Source organism: Holospora curviuscula, assembly GCF_002930195.1.
GTDB lineage: Bacteria > Pseudomonadota > Alphaproteobacteria > Holosporales > Holosporaceae > Holospora > Holospora curviuscula.
Window position 1 is genome coordinate 31,919 of record NZ_PHHC01000094.1, and the last position, 4,797, is coordinate 36,715.

At 35.8% G+C, this 4,797-nt stretch carries 5 protein-coding genes and 1 pseudogene; 1 reads left to right on the forward strand and 5 read right to left on the reverse strand.

Going from position 1 to position 4,797, the window contains the following annotated elements:
* The first annotated feature begins 400 nt into the window (after window positions 1–400).
* Entirely contained in the window at window positions 401–928 is a 528-nt protein-coding gene (locus tag HCUR_RS04770) for a hypothetical protein (RefSeq protein ID WP_104206990.1), read from the forward strand.
* 867 nt (window positions 929–1,795) lie between these two features.
* Here the strand turns inward: HCUR_RS04770 and HCUR_RS04775 are convergent.
* The 5 genes and pseudogenes from HCUR_RS04775 to HCUR_RS04785 all read right to left on the reverse strand — a co-directional run bounded on the left by HCUR_RS04775 (window position 1,796) and on the right by HCUR_RS04785 (window position 3,530).
* The gene (locus HCUR_RS04775; RefSeq protein WP_104206991.1) at window positions 1,796–2,017 is read right to left on the reverse strand and encodes a hypothetical protein; all 222 of its coding nucleotides are present in this window, start codon (window positions 2,015–2,017) and stop codon (window positions 1,796–1,798) included.
* A gap of 234 nt (window positions 2,018–2,251) precedes the next feature.
* Window positions 2,252–2,400 (reverse strand): annotated as a pseudogene (locus HCUR_RS09615) (IS5/IS1182 family transposase); the annotation flags it as partial.
* Between the two features lie 105 nt (window positions 2,401–2,505).
* Window positions 2,506–2,646, reverse strand: coding sequence for a hypothetical protein (locus HCUR_RS08670; RefSeq protein WP_165780773.1), 141 nt, complete (start codon window positions 2,644–2,646; stop codon window positions 2,506–2,508).
* Between the two features lie 75 nt (window positions 2,647–2,721).
* Window positions 2,722–3,039 carry a hypothetical protein gene (locus tag HCUR_RS04780; protein WP_104206992.1) on the reverse strand — a complete coding sequence of 106 codons (318 nt, stop codon included), beginning with the start codon at window positions 3,037–3,039 and terminating at the stop codon, window positions 2,722–2,724.
* A 173-nt stretch (window positions 3,040–3,212) separates the two neighbouring features.
* The gene (locus HCUR_RS04785; RefSeq protein WP_104206993.1) at window positions 3,213–3,530 is read right to left on the reverse strand and encodes a hypothetical protein; all 318 of its coding nucleotides are present in this window, start codon (window positions 3,528–3,530) and stop codon (window positions 3,213–3,215) included.
* Between the last annotated feature and the right edge of the window lie 1,267 nt (window positions 3,531–4,797).

The following is a 4,797-nucleotide window of genomic DNA, read 5'->3' on the forward strand; positions in this document are numbered from 1 at the left end:
CTAACATTTGGGTTAAGCAATCAAGACGCCTATTGTCGATTTTGAAATATGGCTTTAAAATGCGCTTTAACTCGTTGACTGAAACCATGATGTATACCTCTTTTTCGATAATCGAGATTATACACTTTTTGTTTTTATTTCAGCGCGTTACTGTCAATGCAAACTAACTAACCAATTAGTTTTGTCCGGTACAGAGAGGCTTTTTATCAAACTCTTTCTTACTATTTCGATTCATTCTTTGTATTCCCATTATCTTGATAACTCCTTTAATTTCTCCAAATGGTATACTGCTCAACTCTATAAACCAAAATGAGAATTTCTGAAAAAACGATGGAACAGTTGACAAAGATAACGAAATAATATAATTTCTTCTTTGTAAATATTTTCAAAAAAGGTTTTTATGAAGCTCCTTATCACACACGCAATACTTTACTCTTTATTGCTGACTTCTGAAAGTTATGCGAAACGTCTTGTAACTGATAAAAGCGTTGAACGGGCGATTCAGCTGCAGGTTCCACCATTGATTCAGCAGCAGCTTCCAGGTGTGGTTGATGCTCAGCTTCCGGAAGAAGTTACTGCTCAGCTTCCAGGTGTGGTTGATGAGAAGCTTCCAGATGTGGTTGATGAGAAGCTTCCAGATGTGGTTGATGAGAAGCTTCCTACAGCGGTTAAGAAAGAGTTTGATGACAACTTTTATCCGAAGGTTACTTCGGATATTGATACCAAGGCTAACGAGCTTAAAACAGTCATGGATGACAAGGATACGGCCAAGGCTAACGAGCTTAAAACAGTCATGGATGACAAGGATACGGCCAAGGCTAACGAACTTTTTAACAAGATTGTGACGCGGCTTAAGGATCATGATATTGATATTTCTGATCCTGCTGTTTCTCAGCCAGTCCAGTCAGCTTTTCAGGATGAATTATAAGAGTAGTTAAAATATTAAGTACTTTTTTTTAGCATACTGAAGTAAAGCTCTGAAAAGAGCTTTATTTCTCATTAGTTTTAAAGATACGCTAAGAAACAGAATGCTCTAACACCGGAATCTTTTTCTATTAGATTTAGATTGGGTGAATATGGTTCCTAAACCATCACTGTTTCAATAGACCTCTTGTATAACTTAAAAAATATGTGTTAACGAAGCGGTATTAGAGAGGTTCGTATAAAACATAAAAAAATAAACAGCTACAAAAATAAAGAGTTTCGTAGGTTAAAGGGTATAAAGCGATCTACATTTAAAAAGAGAGTAGAAATACTAGAAGAAGCTGAGAAGCAGAAAAAAGTAAAAAGTAGGAAGCCAAATACGCTATCTATGAAAGAAAAGCTATTCATGGCTTTGGAGTACCTAAAAGATCTTTATAGGATATATATCCAACTAACTATAGAATAGTTCTAAAGAATCGCCCGTTAATTGAAGAATGTATAGAACGTCTTATCTGTTTAGCGTGAGCCCATTGTTTCTCAATGAAATTAAGGTCATGAAAATAAAGAGGCAAGTAAAGTATAACCAGCATTATTAATCATTTTCTCCCTAGCTTTACCTTGATGGAAAGCAGCGTTATCCATGAGAATACTACGATTTTCTGGGATATTGGTTTAACCAATCAGCCTCTACAGAACCCGTAAGTAATCTAATAACCCCGAAAGTAGAGCCAATTCAAGCGCCTATAGTATTTGTTCTACACCTTTGCTCTACCTTTGGTCACTCTGCTCCTTTTTTCCCTGACAACGCCGCCCTTCTACAGAACATTCGTGAGTTTTTGGCATATCACGGGCAACTCCACGTTCATTCACTTTACTGTTTAATTCGTGACGCTTTTAGAACAATACAGATCTTTTTTCTGGATCCGCCTTTGGTTTGTTTATAGCGAACTCCAAGACATCTCAAGGCTTTCGCAATGCCAATAGCGCTAACCCAAAAGTGCTCCGCTTGTTCTGGCTGATAGGCATCAGGATTTATTGTGATATCGTGTTCTAAACAGTCCATATCTATTCTGCTGGCTGGCTTATAGCGCACTAAGTTCGGTTCTAAACGCGTACTCCCTCTATAGTCTGCTTACCCATTCCAAAATATCTACCCGATTTCTCATCGCTCAATCCTTCTTTCGTCTTAATTCCTAAATCTTTACGATAATGAATACGACATCTTTAAATATCTTTTCTCCTATTATAACTATTTTATCGTTATTTGGCTATACTAGAAGGCGGTGGTTAAGTTCTTATAGAAATAGACCACTTACATAACGAATTATCATGGTAAGTCTGTGGTGTAAATAGCAGAAATTAGATTAAATCTGAGAGGCCGAATCTCTTTTGTCTATTTCTGTATTTGTCAGATATAATTTTAGATCGTTTAAGCATACCGATGACATTTTCATGGGCTACGCTTTGGCGAGAAAGTGCTTAATTTTTCTTCTTATTCTCTTAGAGCTTGTATTTAGGGATTAACCATCCGCCTTAACAAGAATATAGAATGAGCGGTCATGACCCTATTTTCGACAGCTGCTACAGCACTTTCGTACGCTTTAGACAATCTTGGATAATGGTTGAGCCAAGCAAAGCGTCGTTCAACGACCTATCTTTTGGCGAACACCGCCCATCCTGGGGTTCTGAAATCTCCATTGTCTTGTTAATAACGTTTACCACAAACTTTAGGATGGTTTTTCCATACCCAGCATCGGCGTAAGCATCTTTGAGTATCGGATAGTATTGCAGAGCCTCTTAAAAAACATTGCCCCCCCTACTGTGATTAGCGTCATAAACAGTACCGTGCACGAAATTGCCTTGTGTATCCACAACACTATGGCATTTAGGGTCTTTTATTTTTTTTCCTCCGTCAATGCCGCTTTGTTCACAAGGCCCGGTAATTTTTACACTGTGTGAATCAATCCTGCGATCGCTCGGGTTTTTACTTTCACCAGCTTTTATCCGAATTATCTTGACAAGCGTGATTAGTACTTTTTCCCATATTCTTTTGATCCTGAAGCTTCGATAACACGAATGTAACGTGAAGTATGTCGGAAAATTTTTAGGAAGCATTCGCTATGGGCAGCCGATCTTTATTATGTACAATACTTCATTAATTCTATTACTATACTTATCTCATTCAAAATGATCTTTAATGAGCTTCCATTTATGATCTGTTAAATTGCTTCAATCACGCGTTCTTACTCCCTTCAAGCTTGCCTCTTGTTATCCAGGAATACAGGTTCTTATATTAAAGAAGTTTTTTTAGTATTTTTCTTAGGTAATTTAGATATGTTATGCAGCTTTTGTATACCTTGATAGCTATTATCGGTAACAGCTTTTATGTTAGGATTTACCTTTGTTTTCCACTGATTAAATCCCTTATAACGCTTATCCTTTATAAAAGCGGTACATATAATTTTCTTACTTTTCTTATCAATAACAATTTGAGTTTTTGAAGTATGTCTTCTCTTTTTCCCTAAGTCATACCTTTTTTGCGTGTTATTGCGATTCTTAATCTTCTTGTTGTTCTTTAATCTTTTTTTGTGTTTTTGTTGTATCAATGAAGATCAGTTCATATTTCGTATTATTTTTAAGGAACGCTTTTTTTCAGGCAATTCAAACATCAGGGTGTTTGATTAAGGTGTTTTTTAGATCTTTTTACAATAACTACTTTCTGATATACTCTATGAAGAAGTGCATGAAATTATTTTCAATCCTCTCTTCAATACTCAAAAGTCATGCATAGCATGCATAGCTTTTCTTCCACAGGGAGCATATTGGGCTTTCCACCTCTTACTTTTTTTTATTTTTTTACTACTTCTACTGTTTACCTCATCTTCTTAAAGGTAGACCGCTTCACATTCCTTAACCTTCGAAACTCTTCATTTTTGTAACTGTTTATTTTTTCATGGGTTATACTACCCCCTCTAATACAGCTTCGTTACCACATATGGTTTAGAGTATGTAAGAGATCTAATGAGGGAGTATGAAAATTCACTCCTTGTCCGTGTTTTAGCGCTATAATTCAAGGCTACTCTCTCCAATAATTAAAAAAAGTCATATTGAAAACCTGTTATGAGTCTTATGGATTGAGTGTCCACTAAGCCAGTATAATATTGGTTCTTTTATTAATCGTTACCACAGTTTTACCTTAGGCGCTTTGCACTTCTCTTACCCCATCCCCTATCTCTTCAAATCGTTCTCTTTATACCACACTCGTCACTCTATACAAGACGTTCAGGCGCTATATCGTTGATTGTGTCTTGAATAGTTAATTCTTCATAAGCTTCTCAGAGGAAGAATTTTTTTTTATCACTAAAGTCTAACTTTTTAAGCTTTTTATAGACAGAATTAATCTTTGCGTTACATAGCCTAGCGATCTTATAAATGTTCTAGCTTTATTTATTTTTAACGTAAATTTTAGCTAATTTGGATTTATTTTTCTTTTCTGCCTAATCTCTTTTTAGGCTTGATTACTGCCTATTTTATATCCTATCCACCCTCTACTTACACCATAACTATCTTTGCATTTGTCGTTTGATCATTACCTAAATTTATGTATTTTATTACGCTTTCTTTTTAAGTCTAGACTGTATTGCCTTCTTTCCCTCTCTATTTTTTTATCATTTTTCTCTGTACAGGACAAAAGTTTATCTCCCTGTAAATACCCGCTCAATTACAGTGTTTTGATTAAAAATTGACCCAATATCATTCACGAAATTGTTAACCGAACGATCAATTTTAAAAAATAATTCCCGCAGCAGATCCAAGCCAACGCGTAACACGCTTTTTTCCAAACGACCATGCTTTTTCTTTTTGATAGGGGCT